Annotated in this window: 17 protein-coding genes and 1 other annotated feature; of the genes, 10 read left to right on the forward strand and 7 right to left on the reverse strand. The window is 56.0% G+C overall.

Features of this window, described 5'->3' with window-relative positions; genetic code table 11:
* Window positions 1-99: 99 nt before the first annotated feature.
* From maa to acrA, 5 genes are all read right to left on the reverse strand, one after another.
* Window positions 100-666, reverse strand: coding sequence for a maltose O-acetyltransferase (gene maa / locus ACI2JR_RS15390; RefSeq protein ID WP_132728479.1), 567 nt, complete (start codon window positions 664-666; stop codon window positions 100-102).
* Window positions 667-816: 150 nt separating this feature from the next.
* A complete protein-coding gene (locus ACI2JR_RS15395; RefSeq protein WP_132728480.1) occupies window positions 817-1,035 on the reverse strand; it encodes an HHA domain-containing protein in 219 nt (72 codons plus the stop codon).
* A gap of 26 nt (window positions 1,036-1,061) precedes the next feature.
* Window positions 1,062-1,436: an Hha toxicity modulator TomB gene (gene tomB, locus ACI2JR_RS15400; RefSeq protein WP_462478910.1), complete on the reverse strand. Its 375-nt coding sequence runs from the start codon at window positions 1,434-1,436 to the stop codon at window positions 1,062-1,064.
* Between the two features lie 528 nt (window positions 1,437-1,964).
* Window positions 1,965-5,111 (reverse strand): multidrug efflux RND transporter permease subunit AcrB, encoded by a 3,147-nt coding sequence (gene acrB / locus ACI2JR_RS15405; protein WP_132728483.1) that lies wholly within the window; start codon window positions 5,109-5,111, stop codon window positions 1,965-1,967.
* Window positions 5,112-5,133: 22 nt separating this feature from the next.
* Entirely contained in the window at window positions 5,134-6,327 is a 1,194-nt protein-coding gene (gene acrA / locus ACI2JR_RS15410; protein ID WP_132728485.1) for a multidrug efflux RND transporter periplasmic adaptor subunit AcrA, read from the reverse strand.
* A 142-nt stretch (window positions 6,328-6,469) separates the two neighbouring features.
* Between acrA and acrR the strand changes: the two genes are divergently transcribed.
* On the forward strand, window positions 6,470-7,120 hold the full coding sequence (gene acrR / locus ACI2JR_RS15415; RefSeq protein ID WP_132728487.1) for a multidrug efflux transporter transcriptional repressor AcrR: 651 nt from the start codon (window positions 6,470-6,472) through the stop codon (window positions 7,118-7,120).
* Window positions 7,121-7,254: 134 nt separating this feature from the next.
* Window positions 7,255-10,602 (forward strand): mechanosensitive channel MscK, encoded by a 3,348-nt coding sequence (mscK, locus tag ACI2JR_RS15420; protein ID WP_462478911.1) that lies wholly within the window; start codon window positions 7,255-7,257, stop codon window positions 10,600-10,602.
* Window positions 10,603-10,648: 46 nt separating this feature from the next.
* On the opposite strand, the gene rsmS is transcribed toward mscK, so the two are convergent.
* Together rsmS and priC are read right to left on the reverse strand one after the other, a co-directional pair.
* On the reverse strand, window positions 10,649-10,825 hold the full coding sequence (gene rsmS / locus ACI2JR_RS15425) for a pleiotropic regulatory protein RsmS (RefSeq protein ID WP_132728490.1): 177 nt from the start codon (window positions 10,823-10,825) through the stop codon (window positions 10,649-10,651).
* A 14-nt stretch (window positions 10,826-10,839) separates the two neighbouring features.
* Window positions 10,840-11,367 (reverse strand): primosomal replication protein N'', encoded by a 528-nt coding sequence (gene priC / locus ACI2JR_RS15430; RefSeq protein WP_132728492.1) that lies wholly within the window; start codon window positions 11,365-11,367, stop codon window positions 10,840-10,842.
* Window positions 11,368-11,436: 69 nt separating this feature from the next.
* Between priC and ACI2JR_RS15435 the strand changes: the two genes are divergently transcribed.
* From ACI2JR_RS15435 to hemH, 8 genes are all read left to right on the forward strand, one after another.
* Complete coding sequence (locus ACI2JR_RS15435) at window positions 11,437-11,814, forward strand: DUF454 family protein (RefSeq protein WP_132728494.1); 378 nt, start codon at window positions 11,437-11,439, stop codon at window positions 11,812-11,814.
* Window positions 11,815-11,964: 150 nt separating this feature from the next.
* Window positions 11,965-12,516, forward strand: a complete 552-nt coding sequence (gene apt / locus ACI2JR_RS15440; RefSeq protein ID WP_132728496.1) for an adenine phosphoribosyltransferase — start codon at window positions 11,965-11,967, stop codon at window positions 12,514-12,516.
* A 92-nt stretch (window positions 12,517-12,608) separates the two neighbouring features.
* Entirely contained in the window at window positions 12,609-14,519 is a 1,911-nt protein-coding gene (gene dnaX / locus ACI2JR_RS15445) for a DNA polymerase III subunit gamma/tau (protein WP_462478912.1), read from the forward strand.
* Window positions 13,852-13,916, forward strand: a sequence feature (DnaX frameshifting element). It overlaps the preceding gene by 65 nt.
* Before the next feature lie 57 nt (window positions 14,520-14,576).
* The gene (locus ACI2JR_RS15450; RefSeq protein ID WP_004858807.1) at window positions 14,577-14,909 is read left to right on the forward strand and encodes a YbaB/EbfC family nucleoid-associated protein; all 333 of its coding nucleotides are present in this window, start codon (window positions 14,577-14,579) and stop codon (window positions 14,907-14,909) included.
* Window positions 14,909-15,514, forward strand: a complete 606-nt coding sequence (gene recR / locus ACI2JR_RS15455) for a recombination mediator RecR (protein WP_004858810.1) — start codon at window positions 14,909-14,911, stop codon at window positions 15,512-15,514. The genes ACI2JR_RS15450 and recR overlap by 1 nt, the downstream gene beginning before the upstream one ends.
* 205 nt (window positions 15,515-15,719) lie before the next feature.
* Window positions 15,720-17,594, forward strand: coding sequence for a molecular chaperone HtpG (htpG, locus tag ACI2JR_RS15460; RefSeq protein ID WP_462478913.1), 1,875 nt, complete (start codon window positions 15,720-15,722; stop codon window positions 17,592-17,594).
* 211 nt (window positions 17,595-17,805) lie between these two features.
* Window positions 17,806-18,450 (forward strand): adenylate kinase, encoded by a 645-nt coding sequence (adk, locus tag ACI2JR_RS15465; protein ID WP_132728501.1) that lies wholly within the window; start codon window positions 17,806-17,808, stop codon window positions 18,448-18,450.
* 127 nt (window positions 18,451-18,577) lie between these two features.
* Window positions 18,578-19,540: a ferrochelatase gene (hemH, locus tag ACI2JR_RS15470; protein ID WP_132728503.1), complete on the forward strand. Its 963-nt coding sequence runs from the start codon at window positions 18,578-18,580 to the stop codon at window positions 19,538-19,540.
* Window positions 19,541-19,570 lie beyond the last annotated feature (30 nt).

Here is a 19,570-nt window from a genome sequence, read left to right on the forward strand (position 1 = left end):
AGTGCTCCCCGAATTCTCCTAAGGCCCAGCCTGAAGGCTATTTTATGTTGCGGGTAGCACACGGGGAAGTAACAGATCGGTTGCAGAAAAGCATAACAGTTAGGTTTTTTCCGGGATCAGCATCTTAATGATCTGCGCCGGGTTGCCGCCGACTACGGCATTTGCCGGAACATCCTTCACCACCACCGCGCCAGAAGCAATGACCGCATTGTCGCCAATCGTGATCCCGGGGTTAATCACCGCCCGGCCGCCAATCCAGACATTGTTACCGATAGTGACCGGCTTGCCGTATTCTTTACCGCTGTTGCGTTCCGCCGCATCCAATGGATGAGTGGCGGTATAAATATGGACGCCGGGCGCTAACATACAGTTATCGCCGATATGTATCGGGCAGACGTCGAGCATCACGCAATCAAAGTTTGCGTAGAAATTAGCGCCGAGGAAAATATTGTAACCATAATCACAGCGGAAAGTGGGTTCAATATAGGCATCACCCGCCTGACCAAATAGCTCTGTCAGACATATTGTTCGCCATTCCCGTTCATCCGGGGCGGAATGGTTGTAGCGATGCAGCAATTGTCTGGCGCGCAGGCGGTCGGCTCGTAAAGTGGCATCTCCTGCCTGATACAGCTCGCCGGCGATCATTTTACGTTTCTCTTCGCTCATGAGGCTTTCCTTTTAGAGGGGAGCGCCACAGTATAAAAAAGAAACCGGTTTCATAAACGCCGTTTAGCAACTTATGCGAGTAATGTCACATTTATACCCAGAATGAGGAGGAGGGGCTCGATTAACCATCTTACTGATACGTGAAATGAATTAGCGAATGAATTTCCAGACCGACGTCGGGATTTTGTCGTAGAGTTTATTCATGGTCAATTCAGCCAGACGATGATCGGCCGCTGAGTAAAATACCGCCAGTTCGTTATCGGAAAGTTCATATTTATTCTTTTCAATTACGCGTTCCAGCGTATCAATTGTCTGGCAGCGACGCAAACGCATCAAATAGTCTGTTTTGGTTAATGGTTCAGCAGACATAAATTCACCTTTTGATTGTAATAATACTAACAAGAAAGACTTGCCGGATTTTCCCGGCTGGCGTTGACAAAACATCGGAATAACCGATTTCCCGATTTACGCCATTTCTGTAGATCGACCGTGTTAATGCCATAACTACTGAACAACATAAAGGTGTCGTCCAGGTATTCGTCCAGCTGAGCGATCAGTTTATTATCCTCAGCGTACTTAATTTTATAATTAAGCGCGAACGTGGCAATGTGTTCGATCAATTCATTAAGCTGAAGATTGATAGCCGACGTTGGGTCGTTTACCCAACCGTGGTTACTCTCTTCCAGGTTTGCAAGGCAGTCATGAAACAAGGTTTCGCAAAGAAATCGAAGCTGTGCGATATCATGTCTTTTTGGCGAGTATTCGTCCATAACACATCCCCTTTTGAGTGGTTTAAACGACGACTAACAAGCACCGTTGTGGGATGAACACGACTAACAGACCTGACACATACATTGTAATCCTGTTGATTTAACTATAATCCACTCTTAAAAAGATTTCACCGTGCTATTACGAAAAATTACAATTATCGCCGTTAATTTATCTTAAAAATATCTAGATTTATTATCCCAGAACATATCAAAACACTGGCAAAGTGAAAGCAAAGCTTATGTATCATTGATTTAGCAGGTTCTTTTGCACCACTTCAGAACACAACCTCGGATAACATCGGGCGTTAAGAATATTCTTAGAGGGGCTGAGGATTAAACCTGAGAAAGAATAATCTGATAAGAACGGCGTAATGCTTATCACCAGAAATTGTATATCAGCTTGTAAAACAAACAGTGGCAATGTGTGCGCTTTAATATACGCCATCCGGCAAAGTTCCTCAACGTCTCCTGAGTCAGTCTGGCGTACGGCAGAAAAAAGGGCCGCAAATGCGGCCCTGAGAGGAGAGATTAATGATGCCCAGTCGGATGGCTGTGCTCGATATCTTCGGTTTTCTTACTGAAGCGGCGACGAACCACCACGAAGAATACCGGAACAAAGAAGATCGCCAGAACCGTCGCGGTCACCATCCCGCCCATTACGCCAGTACCGACGGCGTTCTGTGCGCCGGAACCTGCGCCGGAGCTGATCACCAGCGGCATAACGCCGAGGATAAATGCCAGCGAGGTCATCAGGATCGGGCGCAGACGCATACGTACCGCTTCCAGGGTCGCTTCGACCAGACCCTTGCCTTCTTTTTCCATCAGGTCCTTCGCGAATTCGACGATAAGTATCGCGTTCTTCGCCGATAGGCCGATGGTGGTCAGCAGACCGACCTGGAAGTAAACGTCGTTTGTCAGACCGCGGAACGTTGCCGCCAGCAGCGCGCCGATAACCCCCAGCGGAACAACCAGCATAACCGAGAACGGAATGGACCAGCTTTCATACAGCGCCGCCAGACACAGGAACACCACGATAAGCGAGATGGCGTACAGCGCCGGAGCCTGGTTACCGGACAGGCGTTCCTGGTAGGACATGCCGGTCCAGTCATAGCCGATACCCGCAGGTAGTTTGCCGGCCAGCTCTTCCATCAACGCCATCGCTTCACCGGTACTCCTGCCCGGCGTCGCCTGGCCGAGGATTTCCATCGACGGTAGACCGTTATAGCGTTCCAGACGCGGTGAACCGTACTCCCAATGCGACGTAGAGAAGGCCGAGAACGGCACCATCTGTCCGTCGCTGCCGCGAACATACCAGTTACCAATGTCTTCCGGCAGCATACGGTATTTCGCTTCGGACATAATGTACACTTTCTTCACGCGGCCGCGGTCGATGAAGTCATTGACGTAGCTACCGCCCCAGGCTGCGCCCAGCGTGGTGTTGATGTCACTAATGGATACGCCCAGCGCCTGCGCTTTCTCCTGATCGATATCCACCTTGAACTGCGGAGTATCTTCCAGGCCGTTCGGACGCACGGCGACCAGCAGATCGGGGTGTTTCGCAACCTCGCCAAACAGCTGGTTACGTGCCTGAGTCAGTTTTTCATGGCCCAGACCGCCCTGGTCAATCAGCTGGAAGTCAAAGCCGGTAGCGGTACCCAGCTCAACGATGGCCGGCAGGTTAAAGGCGAAGACCATCGCATCTTTAATCTGCGAGAAGCGAGCCATCGCACGACCGGTGATGGCTTCCACCTTGTTCTCTGCGCCCGGACGTTCGCTCCAGTCCTTCAGCGACACGAACGCGATACCGGTGTTCTGGCCGCGGCCTGAGAAGCCAAAACCGTTAACCGCGAACACGGATTCAACGTTAGCTTTCTCTTTGGTGAGATAGTAATCCGTCATCTCATCCAGAACTTTCTGCGTCCGTTCCTGCGTTGCGCCTGCAGGCAGCTGAGCCATGCTCAGGAAGACGCCCTGGTCTTCATCCGGCAGGAACGAGCTCGGCAGACGAACAAACAGCCAGGCCATCCCGACAACGATGATCAGATACAGCACCAGATAACGACCGGTGCTACGCAGAATGCTGCCTACGCTATCGGTGTAATGATGCGTGCTCTTATCGAACATGCGGTTAAACCAGCCAAAGAAGCCTTTGTGCTCGCCGTGACCGCCTTTCGCAACAGGTTTCAGCATCGTGGCGCACAGCGCCGGAGTCAGGATCAAGGCGACCAGTACCGACAGCGCCATTGCCGACACGATAGTGATGGAGAACTGACGGTAAATCGCCCCGGTGGAGCCGCCGAAGAAGGCCATCGGGATAAATACCGCAGAAAGGACCATCGCGATACCGACCAGCGCGCCCTGAATCTGTCCCATGGACTTACGGGTCGCTTCCTTCGGCGGCAGCCCTTCTTCCGCCATCACGCGCTCGACGTTTTCCACCACCACGATGGCGTCATCGACGAGCAGGCCTATCGCCAGCACCATACCAAACATGGTCAGGGTGTTTATCGAGAAGCCAAACAGGGCCAGGATGGCGAAAGTCCCCAACAGTACAACCGGCACCGCGATGGTTGGAATCAACGTGGCGCGGAAGTTCTGCAGGAACAGATACATGACCAGGAACACCAGGATGATCGCTTCTACCAGCGTTTTGACCACTTCATGAATAGAAATTTTCACGAACGGCGTGGTGTCATACGGGTAAACAATCTTCAGCCCTGACGGGAAGAACGGTTCCATTTTTGCCAGTTCGGCGCGAATGGCGTTGGCGGTGTCCAGCGCGTTCGCCCCGGTCGCCAGCTTGATCCCCAGGCCGGAAGCCGGCAGGTTGTTGTATTTCGCGATAATGTCGTAGTTTTCACCACCCAGCTCGACTTTCGCCACGTCGCGCAGACGAACCTGCGAACCATCCTGGTTCACTTTCAGCAGAATATTGCTGAATTCGTCAGCGGATTTCAGACGGGTCTGCGCAATGATGGAGGCGTTCAGCTGCTGGCCTTTCACCGGCGGCGTACCGCCCAACTGACCGGCTGCAACCTGGGCGTTCTGCGCTTTAATGGCGCTGATCACATCCACCGGCGTCAGCTGGAAGTTGTTCAGCTTGTTCGGATCCATCCAGATACGCATCGCGTACTGGGAACCAAATAGCTGAACGTCACCCACGCCGGACGTACGGCTGATCGCATCTTTCATGTTGGCGCCAACGTAGTCGGAAATATCCTCCTGCGTCATGGTGCCGTTGGTGTTGATCACGCCGACAACCATCAGGAAGCTACTGGAGGATTTCTCCACGCTCACGCCCTGTTGCTGTACTTCCTGCGGCAGCAGCGGCATGGCGAGCTGCAGTTTGTTCTGCACCTGAACCTGCGCGATGTCCGCATCCGTACCGGACTGGAAGGTCAGGGTGATCTGAACCGTACCGGTTGAGTCGCTGTTGGAGGACATGTACATCAGGTTATCGATACCGTTCATGTTCTGTTCGATAACCTGCGTAACGGTATCCTGTACCGTTTTCGCATCAGCGCCGGGGTAGGTTGCGGTGATCGAGACCGCCGGTGGCGCAATCGTTGGATATTGCGCGACAGGCAGCTTCAGGATCGACAGTCCCCCAGCAAGCATGATTATTATGGCGATCACCCATGCGAATATCGGGCGATCGATAAAGAAATTAGGCATGTCTTAACGGCTCCTGTTTAAGTTAAGACTTGGTTTGTTCTGACTGAGCGTTACCTGCGGTTTGCTGCTTATCGTCAGAGGCTACTTCCTGCGCTTTTACCTGCACGCCTGGTTTTACTTTTTGCAGTCCGGCTACGATGACGCGGTCGCCGGATTGCACGCCGCTGGTGACCAGCCATTGATCGCCAATCGCCTGCGTTGCGGTGACCTGACGAACTTCGACCTTATCGCCTTCACCCACCACCATGACGCTGGCATCGCCGCGCGGCGTACGGGTGACACCCTGCTGCGGAACCAGCAGCGCATCCGGGTTAGTCCCTTCCTGCAGGCGTGCGCGAACGAACATCCCTGGCAGCAGGGTGTGATCCGGGTTCGGGAAGATGGCGCGTAGCGTGATAGAGCCGGTGGTCTGGTCAACGGTGACGTCAGAAAACTCCAGCGTACCGCTTTGCGGATACTTAAGACCGTCGTTGGTCACCAGTTCGACCTTCGCTTTGCCGTTTTCTTGTTTCAGCGTACCGTTTGTCAGCTCTTGTTTCAGACGCAGGAAATCGTTGCTCGATTGGGTCACGTCTACATAGATAGGATCCAGCTGCTGTACGGTTGCCAGCGCGGTCGTCTGACCGTTCTGCACCAGCGCGCCTTCGGTAACCGCCGATTTACCAATACGCCCGCTGATAGGCGAGGTCACTTTGGTATAGGCCAGGTTGATGCGCGCGGTTTCAACGGCGGCTTTCGCGGCGACAACGGCAGCATTGCTCTGCTGTGCGTCGGCGACGGCAGTGTCATAATCCTGTCGACTGATGTACTGGGTGCCTAACAGTTTCTGATAACGTTTAACCGTCAGCTGGGCGATATTGGCCGCGGCCTGCGCTTTGGCCAGGTCGCCTTTGGCGCTTTCGTAGCTGGCCTGATAGGTCGCCGGATCGATCTGATAAAGGGACACGCCGGCCTGAATATCGCTGCCTTCGGTGAAGTTACGTTTTAGAATAATGCCACTCACCTGAGGACGGACTTCCGCCACCCGAAAGGCGCTGGTACGGCCCGGGAGCTCAGTGGTGATTTGCAGAGGTGCGGATTTGAGCGTCACAATACCGACTTCCGGCATTTGCTGGGCTCCTTGCTGAGCCGGTTTGTCGTCACATCCTGTTAGCGCTAAGCTGCCTGAGAGCATCAGAACGACCGCCAGAGGCGTTAACCCTCTGTTTTTGTTCATATGTAAACCTCGAGTGTCCAATTTCAAATTGTTCAGTGGCTCAAACGACCACAAACCCACTACTGTGTTTCTATTATGGTCATGCTATGGTACATACATTCATAAATGTATGTAAACGCAACCTCTGTAAAGTCATCGACCTATGGCACGAAAAACCAAACAACAGGCACTTGAAACCCGGCAACACATTCTGGATGTTGCTCTGCGTTTGTTTTCGCAGCAAGGCGTATCATCTACCTCGTTGGCAGCAATTGCAAAAGCTGCGGGGGTCACGAGGGGGGCTATCTACTGGCATTTCAAGAATAAATCAGATTTATTTAATGAAATATGGGTGCTGTCGGAAGCTAGTATTAGCGATCTTGAAGTTGAGTATCGGGCAAAATTCCCCAACGATCCACTTTCAGTTGTTCGCGAGATATTAGTTCATGTTCTTGAAGCCACGGTGACAGAAGAGCGCAGACGCTTAATGATGGAAATCATCTTCCATAAATGCGAATTTGTCGGCGAAATGGCGGTGGTCCAGAAAGCACAGCAGAGCCTGTCTCTCGAGAGCTACGATCGTATCGAACAAACGCTCCATGAATGCATTGCAGCCCATATGCTCCCGGCTGATTTATTGACCCGCCGCGCCGCGATTTTAATGCGCAGCTACCTTTCCGGTCTGATGGAAAACTGGCTCTTCGCGCCGGATTCATTCGATCTGGCCAAAGAGGCGCGCGACTACGTTGCCATTCTTCTGGAAATGTATCAGTTCTGCCCCTCGCTCCGGGCCCCGTCGGCCGTTGAGACATAACTGAACGGCCAGAATAAAAAAAGGTGAGTTTTTGCTGACGTCCGCAGCTATTCGCGCGGTAGCAGAAATGCTATTCTGCGGGCTGCGACGACCCCCGGTATTCTCCGGCTTTTGCAACCACTCATGTTAACACTATGCTGCATACTATCCGTTGGCGATATGCCACTTCCGCTTTTGTCATTGTACTGCTGTTTTTTGTTAGCTGCCTTAGCCTTAATCAGGCCCTGGCCGCCGATCTGCCCGAACGTTCTGATGTCCAGAATCAGCTTAATACGCTAAATAAGCAAAAAGAACTGACCCCGCAGGATAAGCTGGTTCAGCAGGACCTGGTACAGACCCTCGAGGCGCTCGATAAAATTGAGCGGATAAAGTCGGAAACGACCCAACTACGTCAACAGGTTGAACAGGCTCCGGCGAAAATGCGGCAGGCGGTAGACAGCCTGAATGCGTTAAGCGACGTGCCTGACGATGAGGTCACGCGCAAAACGCTCAGCACGTTGTCTTTACGTCAGCTTGAATCCCGCGTCACTCAGACCCTGGACGATCTGCAAACCGCGCAGACCGATCTGGCGACCTACAACAGCCAGCTGGTCTCCCTGCAAACGCAGCCGGAGCGCGTGCAAAACGCGATGTATTCGGCTTCCCAGCAGCTGCAGCAGATACGCAACCGCCTGAATGGTACCACGGTGGCGGGCGATGAAGCGCTGCGCCCGAGCCAGCAGGGGTTGCTGCTGGCGCAGCAGGCGCTGCTGAATGCGCAAATTGAGCAGCAGCGCAAAAGTCTTGAAGGCAATACCGTGCTGCAGGATACGCTGCAAAAGCAACGTGATTACGTCAGCGCCAACAGCAATCGCCTCGAACATCAGCTGCAGCTGTTGCAGGAAGCCGTTAACAGCAAGCGTCTGACGTTGACCGAAAAAACGGCTCAGGAAGCGGTGACGCCGGATGAAACGGCGCGTATCCAGGCAAATCCGCTGGTGAAGCAGGAGCTGGAAATTAACCATCAGCTGAGTCAGAAGCTGATCTCGGCGACGGAAAGCGGCAATCAGCTGGTGCAGCGCAACATTAAGGTCAAAAACTGGCTTGACCGGGCGCTGCAATCTGAGCGGGACATCAAAGAGCAAATCTCGGTTCTCAGAGGCAGCCTGCTATTGTCACGTATCCTCTACCAGCAGCAGCAGACGCTACCGTCGGCGGACGAGCTGGAAGATATGACCAACCGCATTGCCGATCTGCGCCTTGAACAATTTGAGGTGAATCAGCAGCGCGATGCGCTGTTCCAGAGTGATGCGGTCGTCGATAAGCTGGAAGAAGGGCATAGCGACGAAGTGACGCCGGATGTGCATGACGCGCTGCTGGACGTTGTGGACATGCGCCGCGAACTGCTCGATCAGTTTAACAAGCAGCTGGGCAACCAGCTGATGATGGCGATTAACCTGCAGATTAACCAGCAGCAGTTAATGAGCGTGTCGAGCAACCTGAAAGCGATCCTCACGCAGCAGATTTTTTGGGTCAACAGTAACAAACCGATGGACTGGGAGTGGATTAAGTCCTTCCCGGAAGCGCTGAAAGGACAGTTTAAGGCGATGAAAATCACCGTAAACTGGGAGAAAGCGTGGCCGGCGGTGTTTATTGCCTTCCTGGCCGGTCTGCCGTTATTGCTGATTGCCGGCCTGATCCGCTGGCGTCTGCAATGGTTACGTGGCTACCAGGCCCGGCTGGCGTCACAGGTTGGGCAGCTTCGTAATGACACCCAGCTGCATACGCCGAAAGCGATTCTGATCGATCTCATCAGGGCCTTACCGGTGGTGCTGCTGATTCTGGCGGTAGGGCTGATCCTGCTGACCATGCAGCTAAATATCAGCGAGCTGCTGTGGGCCTACAGTAAAAAGCTGGCTCTGTTCTGGCTGGTGTTCGGCCTGTGCTGGAAGGTGCTGGAAAAAGACGGCGTGGCGGTCAGCCACTTTAATATGCCGCCGCAGCTGACCAGCCACTGGCGTCGGCAAATTGTCCGCGTCAGCCTGGCGCTGCTGCCGCTGAATTTCTGGTCGGTGGTCTCCGAACTGTCGCCGTTGAATCTGATGGATGACGTGCTGGGGCAGTTTGTTATCTTCCTCAACCTGCTGCTGATTGCGGTGTTGGTGTGGCCGATGTGCCGCGAAAGCTGGCGCGATAAAGAGTCGCACAGCCTGCGTCTGCTTACCGTCACCGTACTTTCTATCGTACCGGTGGCGCTAATGGTGCTGACGGCGACTGGCTACTTCTATACCACTCTGCGTCTTGCCGGCCGCTGGATTGAAACCGTCTATCTGGTGATGCTGTGGAACCTGCTGTACCAGACCGTGTTACGCGGTCTGAGCGTGGCTGCGCGGCGTATTGCCTGGCGTCGCGCGCTGGCCCGCCGGCAGAATATGGTTAAAGAGGGGGCCGAAGGGGCTGAACCGCTGGAAGAGCCGACGATTGCGCTGGAACAGGTCAACCAACAAACGCTGCGCATCACCATGCTGGTGATGGTTGCGCTGTTTGGCGTGCTGTTCTGGGCAATTTGGTCGGATCTGATTACCGTATTCGCCTATCTCGACAGTATTACGCTGTGGCACTACAACGGCACCGAAGCGGGCGTCAGCGTGGTGAGAAGCGTGACGATGGGCAGCCTGCTGTTTGCGATCGTCGCCTCGATGGTCGCCTGGGCGCTGATCCGCAACCTGCCGGGCCTGCTGGAGGTGCTGATTCTCTCAAGGCTCAATATGCGCCAGGGCACCTCCTACGCGATAACCTCGATTCTGAACTACGCGATCATCGCCATCGGGGCGATGACGGTATTTGGCGCGCTGGGCGTTTCGTGGGACAAACTGCAGTGGCTGGCGGCCGCGCTGTCGGTCGGCCTCGGTTTCGGCCTGCAGGAGATTTTCGGTAACTTTGTTTCCGGCCTGATTATCCTTTTCGAACGCCCGGTACGCATTGGCGATACGGTCACGATCGGTACCTTCTCCGGCACCGTCAGTAAGATTCGCATCCGCGCGACGACCATTACCGACTTTGACCGTAAAGAGGTGATCATTCCCAACAAAGCGTTTGTCACCGAGCGGCTGATCAACTGGTCGCTGTCCGACACCGTGACCCGGGTGGTGATTCGTCTTGGCGTGGCCTACGGCTCCGATCTGGACAAGGTCAAAGAAGTCCTGCTGCAGGCGGCGCATGAGCATCCGAAAGTCATGCAGGAGCCTGGGCCATCGGTGTTCTTCACCACCTTCGGGCCGAGCACGCTGGATCATGAGCTGCGTCTGTACGTGCGTGAACTCCGCGACCGCAGCTACACGGTTGATGAACTGAACCGCGCGATCGATCGCCTCTGCCGTGACAACAATATCAACATCGCCTTCAACCAGCTGGAAGTTCATCTGCGTAATGAAAAAGGGGATGAAGTGACGGAACTGAAGCGTGAGGTGAAAGGGGATGACCCGTCCCCGGCAGTAGGTTAACTTTCCTCAGGGGCGGCCGCTGTGCCGCCCCGTTAATGCCCACAGGCTAGCGACTATCGTTCCCTGTTGACGATGGCTCCGTGCTATTGAGTTTGTTTTCATAGTCGCGTTTGATGATCTCCAGCGCGCCCAGCACGGTTTGCGCCGACACCTGGTTCTCTTCGAGCAGCATAATTAAATCGACGGCCAGTTTGACTTCGTCCGGGGCATTTTCCAGCGACATATTCCCTCCTTCGGTTAGCGCGTTAAGCGTGCCAGCACGCCTTCAATTTTTTCCAGCGCATCGCGACAGCGCGCTAAACGTCCGGCGTAGGCGTCGACCTCTTTCGCCAGCCGCTGCTGTTCAGCAAGCGTTGTCGCCTGGGTCAACTGACGTTGGCGATCGTTTCTCATCGCCAGCAGGCGGCGCTCGTATTCCTGATGCTGTAGCCGCCGCCGCTGCCAGCGGTTCAGGCCGGGCGACGCGCTATCCCAGCTGCGCAGCGGCCAGGTGGCCGTTTCCCGGCTGAGGGCGGCGATTTGCGCGACCAGCCGCTCCGCCAGCCAGGCCACCTGCGGCAGCTGCTGTCGGGCGACGGCCTGTTGCAGCTCAGCAAAATGCTGTTGGGCTTCCTCGAGATAGGCCCGCATCAGCGTACTGCGGGTACGGAACAGCTGGCGGTCGAAACGGGCGCTGAGCGTTGCATGATGTGCCAGCGGGGCAACCTGCGCCGCCAGCTGGGCCAGCTGATTTTCCAGCGTGTGTAAAAGCCGGGTTGTTTTCAAATAACTCCTCCCTACCCAGATAAGCAACTGTGCTACAGTAGCCCTCTCTGCCTGATAACGATTCGCATTATGCCACGTATTATTTTAATCATCATTGGCTGGCTGGCGGTAGTGCTGGGGACGCTGGGCGTCTTTTTGCCTTTATTGCCGACCACCCCGTTTATTCTTCTGGCGGCCTGGTGTTTCGCCCGTTCGTCGCCGCGTTTTCACCACTGGCTGCTGTATCGTTCGTGGTTCGGCGGCTATCTTCGCCACTGGCAGCAATATCGTGCGATGCCGCCCGGCGCCAAACCGCGGGCAATAGTGATGATTCTGCTGACCTTCGCCATTTCACTGTGGCTGGTTAAGCTTACGTGGGTTCGCATCATGTTGCTGGTCATTCTGGCCTGCCTGCTGATATTTATGTGGCGTATTCCGGTGGTTGACGCAAAGCAACAAAAGCACTGATGCGCCATAATGAGTGTTGCAATTGTGGCTTACAGACAGTAAATTCGAGCGTTTTCGAGCGCGGGTACGCCTGGTCAAAGGTTAAACAACGGTTTCTTTGACCCGTCTGGCCTGCCCGTGAGTAACACCGTTTTTATCAGGCATAAACTTATGACCGCAACAGCACAGCAGCTTGAATATCTAAAGAACAGTATCCAAAGCATTCAGGATTATCCAAAACCGGGTATTCTTTTCCGCGATGTCACCAGCTTGCTGGAAGACCCGAAGGCCTATGCACTGAGCATTGAACTGCTGGCCGAGCGCTATAAAGACGCCGGCATCACCAAAGTGGTGGGTACCGAAGCGCGCGGTTTCCTGTTTGGCGCCCCGGTGGCGCTGGCGCTGGGCGTGGGCTTTGTGCCGGTACGTAAACCGGGTAAGCTGCCGCGCGAAACGATTGCCGAGAGCTACGAGCTCGAATACGGCACCGATCGGCTGGAAATCCACGTCGATGCGATCAAGGAAGGCGATAAAGTCCTCGTTGTTGACGATCTGCTGGCGACCGGCGGCACCATTGACGCCACCGTCAAGCTGATTCGCCGCCTCGGTGGCGAAGTCCATGATGCCGCTTTCATTATCAATCTCTTCGATCTGGGCGGCGAACAGCGCCTGGAGAAACAGGGGATTCACTGCTACAGCCTGGTGCCGTTCCCGGGCCACTAAGCATTTCCCGATACATAGCCTCGCCGATCCGGCGGGGCTGTGATAGCATTACCTCCTCGTGATTTCACCTTCCAGCGTTTCAGAGCCAGCCCATGAGTTATCAGGTCTTAGCCCGTAAATGGCGCCCACAAACCTTTGCTGACGTCGTCGGCCAGGAACATGTGCTGACCGCACTGGCGAACGGCTTATCGTTAGGGCGCATTCATCACGCTTATCTCTTTTCCGGCACCCGCGGCGTGGGGAAAACCTCCATCGCGCGATTGTTAGCGAAAGGGTTGAACTGTGAAACCGGTATTACCGCCACGCCGTGCGGCGTTTGCGATAACTGCCGTGAAATAGAACAGGGGCGCTTTGTCGATCTGATTGAGATCGATGCCGCTTCCCGCACCAAAGTCGAGGACACCCGCGACCTGCTGGATAACGTCCAGTACGCGCCGGCCCGTGGTCGCTTTAAGGTCTATCTGATCGATGAAGTCCACATGCTGTCGCGCCACAGCTTCAACGCGTTGTTAAAGACGCTGGAGGAGCCGCCCGCGCACGTCAAATTCCTGCTGGCGACCACCGATCCGCAGAAGCTGCCGGTAACGATCCTCTCGCGCTGTCTCCAGTTCCATCTGAAGGCGCTGGATGTCGAACAGATCCGTCATCAGCTTGAACATATTCTTGGCGAAGAGCGGATTGATTTTGAATCCCGCGCGCTGCAGCTGCTGTCGCGTGCGGCGGACGGCAGCCTGCGCGATGCGTTAAGCCTGACCGATCAGGCGATTGCCAGCGGCGACGGCCGTCTGACGACGGAGTCGGTCAGTACCATGCTCGGCACCCTCGACGACGATCAGGCTCTTGCGCTGATTGAGGCGCTGGTGGCTGCCGACGGAGAGCGGGTGATGGCCGGGGTGAACGAGGCGGCTTCGCGGGGCGTTGAGTGGGGGGCGCTGCTGGTTGAAATGCAGAGCCTGCTGCACCGAATTGCGATGGTTCAGCTGTCACCGTCAGCGCTGGGGGCCGATATGGCCGCGGTGGAGCAGCGAATGCGTGAACTCGCGCGCACCGTGCCGCCCGCCGATGTACAATTGTATTATCAGACCCTGTTAATGGGCCGCAAAGAGCTGCCGTATGCGCCGGACAGGCGCATGGGCGTGGAAATGACGCTGCTGCGAGCGCTGGCCTTCCATCCGCGCATGCCGCTGCCGGAGCCCGAGGTGCAGCCGCTGCCGGCGGTAGCCAGCGCGCCTGCGCAGGCCGCACCGGTCCAGGCTCCGGCGGCCCAGCAGCCGCCGCAGAATTTGCCGCAGACCACCAGTCAGGTACTGGCGGCGCGAAGCCAGCTGCAGCGTAGCCAGGGGGCGCCCACCCCAAAAAAGAGTGAACCGGCAGCCGCATCCCGCGCGCGGCCGGTGAATAACGCTGCGCTGGAGCGTCTGAGTTCGATTACCGAGCGCGTGCAGGCTCGGCCTGCCGCCGCGGCGCAGGAAAAGGCGCCGGCCAAAAAAGAGGCCTATCGCTGGAAAGCGACGACCGTTGTCGAAGCGGTGAAAGAAGAGGTCGCGACGCCGAAAGCGCTGAAGAAAGCGCTGGAGCACGAAAAAACGCCGGAGCTGGCGGCAAAACTGGCGCTTGAAGCGGTCGAACGCGACAGCTGGGCGGCAGAGGTCAACCAGCTGATGGTGCCGAAGCTGGTGGAGCAGGTCGCGCTCAATGCATGGAAAGAGCAGGACGGTCAGCGGATCTGCCTGCATCTGCGTCCGAGCCAGCGGCATCTGAATTCCGCCGGCGCGCAGCAAAAGCTGGCCGAAGCGCTGGGCGTTTTGTATGGCGCAGCGGTTGAACTGACCATCGTGGAAGATGATAATCCTGCGATGCGCACGCCGCTGGAGTGGCGGCAGGCAATTTACGAAGAGAAGCTTGCGCAAGCGCGCGAAGCGATTATTGCGGATAACAACATTCAGACGCTGCGTCGCTTCTTTGATGCGGACCTGGATGAAGAGAGTATTCGCCCCATTTGATTGCAAGTTTGACTTGCGGTCAGCATCCTTAACGATGACTTACTGAGAGAGAAGCCTATGTTTGGTGGAAAAGGCGGCCTGGGTAACCTGATGAAGCAGGCCCAGCAGATGCAAGACAAAATGCAGAAGATGCAGGAAGAGATCGCTCAGCTGGAAGTGACCGGTGAATCCGGCGCCGGTCTGGTGAAAGTGACCATCAACGGCGCGCACAACTGCCGTCGCGTGGAGATCGATCCCAGCCTGCTGGAAGACGACAAAGACATGCTGGAAGACCTCGTGGCTGCGGCGTTCAACGATGCGGCACGCCGCATTGAAGAGACCCAGAAAGAGAAGATGGCCTCCGTCTCCTCCGGTATGCAGCTGCCGCCTGGCTTTAAGATGCCATTCTGATGCAAACCAGCCCGCTGTTAACTCAGCTTATGGAAGCATTGCGCTGTCTGCCGGGCGTGGGCCCGAAGTCAGCGCAGCGCATGGCGTTTACGCTACTTCAGCGCGATCGTAGCGGCGGGATGCGTCTGGCGCAGTCATTGACGCGCGCGATGTCGGAAATCGGCCACTGCGCCGATTGCCGCACCTTCACCGAGCAGGAGGTGTGCAATATTTGCAGCAACCCGCGTCGCCGTGAAAACGGCCAGATCTGCGTGGTGGAGAGTCCTGCGGACATCTACGCCATTGAGCAGACCGGGCAGTTTTCCGGCCGCTACTTTGTCCTGATGGGCCACCTGTCGCCGCTTGACGGGATTGGGCCGGATGACATCGGGCTTGACCGTCTGGAGCAGCGGCTGCGCGACGAATCGATGCAGGAAGTGATCCTCGCCACCAACCCGACGGTGGAAGGGGAAGCGACCGCGAACTACATTGCCGAACTCTGCGCGCAGTACGGCGTGGAAGCCAGCCGTATCGCCCACGGCGTGCCGGTAGGCGGCGAGCTGGAGATGGTTGACGGCACCACGCTGTCGCACTCTCTCGCCGGGCGGCATAAGATCCGTTTTTAACCCACGAAACTCTCATCATTCAGGCGGCAGGCTGCCCTGCCGAACCCGGTCACCTACTGATGCCAGCGACCGGGCATGTCGCCTGAATGATTTCGCGCCTGGCGCAATTTTCTCGGTTCTCGCTTGAAAATATCCCTCTCTGTCCCCACTTCCTGTTCAACTGTTTTGTTTACCATTAAAAATGGCATTGTTGAGGTTGAGCTAGATGAAAGGACAAGAAACTCGTGGTTTTCAGTCAGAAGTAAAACAGCTTCTGCACCTGATGATCCATTCTCTCTATTCCAATAAAGAAATCTTCCTGCGCGAGCTTATTTCTAACGCCTCCGATGCGGCCGACAAGCTGCGTTTCCGCGCGCTGTCCCAGCCGGATCTGTACGAAGGCGACGGTGAGCTGCGCGTACGTGTTTCTTTTGATAAAGACAACCGTACTCTGACCATCGCCGATAACGGTATCGGGATGAACCGCGAAGAGGTGATTGACCATCTCGGGACGATCGCGAAGTCCGGGACGAAGTCCTTCCTCGAATCGATGGGCTCCGACCAGGCGAAAGACAGCCAGCTGATCGGTCAGTTTGGCGTCGGCTTTTACTCGGCGTTTATCGTGGCGGATAAAGTCACGGTGCGCACCCGCGCGGCGGGTGATAGCGCGGAAAACGGCGTGTTCTGGGAATCGGCTGGCGAAGGCGACTATACCGTCGCCGATATCACCAAAGCCGATCGCGGGACGGAAATAACCCTGCATCTGCGCGAAGGCGAGGACGATTTCCTCAACGACTGGCGCGTACGCTCGATCATCAGTAAGTACTCCGACCATATCGCGCTGCCGGTTGAGATCGAAAAACGCGAAGAAGTTGACGGCGAAACCGTGATCTCCTGGGAGAAAATCAACAAAGCCCAGGCGCTGTGGACGCGTAATAAGTCGGAAATCAAAGACGACGAATACAACGAGTTCTATAAACACATTGCCCATGACTACAGCGACCCGCTGACCTGGAGCCACAACCGCGTGGAAGGGAAGCAGGAGTACACCAGTCTGCTGTACATCCCGTCCCAGGCGCCGTGGGATATGTGGAACCGCGATCATAAGCACGGTCTGAAGCTGTACGTGCAGCGCGTCTTCATCATGGATGAGGCCGAGCAGTTCATGCCGAACTACCTGCGCTTCGTCCGCGGCCTCGTGGATTCCAACGATCTGCCGCTGAACGTATCGCGCGAGATCCTGCAGGACAGCAGCGTCACCCGCAACCTGCGCACCGCGCTGAGCAAACGCGCGCTGCAGATGCTGGAAAAACTGGCGAAAGACGACGCGGAAAAATATCAGACCTTCTGGCAGCAGTTTGGCCTGGTGCTGAAAGAAGGCCCGGCGGAGGACAGCGCGAATCAGCAGACTATTGCTAAGCTGCTGCGTTTCGCCTCTACCCATACCGATTCCGCCGCGCAGACCGTGTCGCTGGAAGAGTATGTCTCCCGCATGAAAGAAGGGCAGGAGAAGATTTACTACATCACCGCGGACAGCTACGCCGCGGCGAAGAGCAGCCCGCACCTCGAACTGCTGCGTAAGAAAGGCATCGAAGTTCTGCTGCTTTCTGATCGTATCGACGAGTGGATGATGAGCTACCTGACCGAGTTCGACGGCAAGGCGTTCCAGTCGGTGGCGAAAGCCGACGAGTCGCTGGATAAGCTGGCGGATGACGTCGATGAAAGCACCAAAGAGGCCGAAAAGGCGCTGGAGCCGTTCGTTGACCGGGTGAAAACGCTGCTGGGCGAACGGGTGAAAGAGGTTCGTTTGACTCATCGTCTGACCGATACCCCGGCTATCGTCACCACCGATGCGGATGAAATGAGCACCCAGATGGCGAAATTGTTTGCCGCTGCGGGCCAGTCTGCACCGGAAGTGAAGTACATCTTTGAACTGAATCCGGCTCACCCGCTGGTGAAACGCGCGGCGGATACTCAGGATGATACCCACTTCGGCGAATGGGTTGAACTGCTGCTCGATCAGGCCCTGCTGGCCGAACGCGGTACGCTGGAAGACCCGAACCAGTTTATCCGTCGTATGAACCAGCTGCTGGCGTCGTAATCTCCCCAGCCGCAGGCCCTCCTCGCCCCTCTCGCTCTGAGAGCGGAGCGGGTGAGGGCGCTTCCTCTGATGGCGTAAAATCCGCCTTTCAAGCAAAATAAACCCTCCATTAACCGTTTCAGCCGTTCCGCCTTCCTTGAGCCATCTGCGTTCTGGTGGTATGGTTTAGCGTTTTTGAAAAATTGAATCGACTTTTGAGGGGATTTTCGTAATGCGTATTATTCTGCTTGGCGCTCCGGGCGCGGGTAAAGGAACTCAGGCTCAGTTCATCATGGAGAAATACGGAATTCCGCAAATCTCTACTGGTGACATGCTGCGCGCCGCGGTGAAATCCGGCTCCGAGCTGGGCAAACAGGCGAAAGATATCATGGACGCCGGCAAGCTGGTGACCGACGAGCTGGTTATTGCGCTGGTTAAAGAGCGCATCACTCAGGAAGATTGCCGTAACGGTTTCCTGCTGGACGGTTTCCCGCGCACCATTCCGCAGGCTGACGCGATGAAAGAAGCGGGCATCGCCGTGGACTATGTCCTCGAATTTGACGTACCGGATGACCTGATTGTTGACCGTATCATCGGTCGTCGCGTCCATGCGGCTTCCGGCCGTGTTTACCACATCAAATTCAATCCGCCGAAAGTTGAAGGCAAAGATGACGTGACCGGCGAAGAGCTGACCACGCGTAAAGATGACCAGGAAGAGACCGTACGTAAGCGTCTGGTGGAATACCATCAGATGACGGCGCCGCTGATCGGTTACTATCAGCAGGAGGCGCAGGCGGGCAACACCAAATACGCCAAAGTTGACGGTACAAAAGCCGTTGCTGAAGTCCGTGTTGAACTGGAAAAAATCCTCGGTTAATCCCGTTGGTTCTCATCCCGCCGCTGCGGGATGAGAACACCTCTCATTCTACCTTTTTCTATGATTGGTTCCGTTTAGCGCCATTTCAGCTACAATTGTCAGCGATTCAAATGGTTAAGAGGCGGTAATGCATCAGACGAAAACAGGTATCTTGTTAGCCAATTTAGGCACTCCCGATGCGCCCACGCCCGATGCGGTGAAGCGCTATCTGCGACAATTCCTCAGTGACAAACGGGTGGTCGATACGCCGCGTCTGTTGTGGTGGCCGCTGCTGCGCGGGGTGATTCTGCCGCTGCGCGCGCCGCGGGTCGCTAAACTTTACCAGTCCGTGTGGATGGAAGAGGGCTCGCCGCTGATGGTTTACAGCCGCCGGCAGCAGCAGGCGCTGGCCGCGCGTTTACCCGATACGCCCGTGGCTTTAGGGATGAGCTATGGCTCACCGGCGCTGGAAAGCGCGGTGGATGAACTGCTGGCGCAGGGCGTTGGCCATATTGTGGTGCTGCCGCTGTACCCGCAGTACTCCTGCTCCACCGTGGCGGCGGTATGGGATGAACTGGCGCGAATTCTGGCTAAAAAACGGGCGATTCCCGGGATCTCGTTTATTCGCGATTACGCCGACGATGCCAGCTATATCGCTGCCCTGGCCGCCAGCGTCCGTACCTCATTTGCCGTTCACGGCGAACCGGATGTGCTGCTGCTCTCCTACCACGGTATCCCTCAGCGTTTTGCCCATGAAGGGGATGATTACCCGCAGCGCTGCCGCGATACCACCCGGGAGCTGGTTTCGGCGCTGGGCCTGCCACCGGATCGCGCGATGATGACCTTCCAGTCGCGCTTTGGCCGCGAGCCGTGGCTGACGCCTTACACCGACGAGACGTTGAAAATGTTGGGTGAGAAGGGCGTGAAGCATATTCAGGTTATCTGTCCGGGTTTTGCCGCCGACTGCCTGGAGACGCTGGAGGAGATTGCCGTGCAGAACCGGGAAGTGTTCCTCGACGCCGGCGGGAAGAAATACGAATATATCCCGGCGCTCAATGCCGACGACGCGCATATTGAAATGATGGTGAACCTGACGGCGTCTTATCGCTAATCGCGTGCGGCACGGGGAGTATGCTATTAT

Source organism: Klebsiella sp. NPDC088457, from assembly GCF_044900465.1.
In the GTDB taxonomy this organism is placed as follows: domain Bacteria; phylum Pseudomonadota; class Gammaproteobacteria; order Enterobacterales; family Enterobacteriaceae; genus Klebsiella.